Source organism: Gordonia otitidis NBRC 100426 (assembly GCF_000248075.1).
GTDB lineage: Bacteria > Actinomycetota > Actinomycetes > Mycobacteriales > Mycobacteriaceae > Gordonia > Gordonia otitidis.
Map to the genome: position 1 here is coordinate 1 of NZ_BAFB01000030.1, position 1,021 is coordinate 1,021.

The following is a 1,021-nucleotide window of genomic DNA, read 5'->3' on the forward strand; positions in this document are numbered from 1 at the left end:
GCTCGCAAGCCCAACGCAACCACGACGCCGTATCAGCATTGCTGTCGCAGGTTGTCGATGCCGGGATGCTCGGCCGCTCGCACCGGGGACTGCCGATCCAGGTGATCGCCACCACCACGCTGGCCGAATTGGAGGCACAGGCCGGGGTGGCACAGACAGCATCCGGGACGCTATTGCCAATACCGGATCTGATCGAAATGGCCGCCCACTCGTCGACCGGGGTGCAACCGTATCTGGCGGTATTCGCCGAGCACACCACCGTGCCGCTGTATCTGGGGCGGTCGAAACGGTTAGCCTCGCCAGGTCAGCGGTTGGCGTTGTTCGCTGCCGAGGGTGGCGGCGTGTGTTCAGCCCCTGGCTGTACCCAACCGGCGTCGCGGGTCGCGATCCACCACGCCGCCAAGGACTGGGCTGCTGGTGGGTGCACCGATATCGACCAGTTGGCACCGGCCTGCGATGTGCACAACCGTCGCGTCGGACCCAAGCCGGGTCAGTACACGACCCGCATCATCACCGACGGCCCCGATACCGGACGCGTGGCGTGGCGGTTGAACGCCGCCCCCGGCATGCCGCCGAATCCTGAACACATCAACCGGGCCGCGGACGTGGCCGCCGACTTCCGCGACCACCTCGCCACCGCGAGCACCGCGAGCACCGACCACGTGACAGACGACCCGATGGCGTCAGTCACCCGACTCGTCCCCCGCGACACACGCGGCGCACCGCCAACCAGCGTGATCGACCACCGACTACACACCCTGCTGGGCGCCATGACTGCGCCGGATCACCACGACCGCGACATACGCGTCGACATCACCTGGCACCCGCCCCGCCACCCCGACCACGACCCCGACCCGCTCGCAGCGTGAGCGCCATTGGGCCGAGCGGGCGAGGATCACCAGCACCGCTCACCCCGCCACCACACCAGGTCGCGGGGCAGGAGTCGTGGCAGTCCAGGAGCGGGGCAGGCCGGGAGCCGATTGTTGAGCAGGAGCGGATGGTGGGAAGGCGAGGCGCACGA

1 protein-coding gene is annotated in these 1,021 nt (G+C 68.7%); it reads left to right on the forward strand.

The window, feature by feature from the left end; all coding sequences use genetic code 11:
* Window positions 1-869, forward strand: an 869-nt coding sequence (locus GOOTI_RS03190) for an HNH endonuclease signature motif containing protein (RefSeq protein ID WP_007237115.1), incomplete at its 5' end; no start/stop codon positions are given.
* Window positions 870-1,021: the final 152 nt, after the last annotated feature.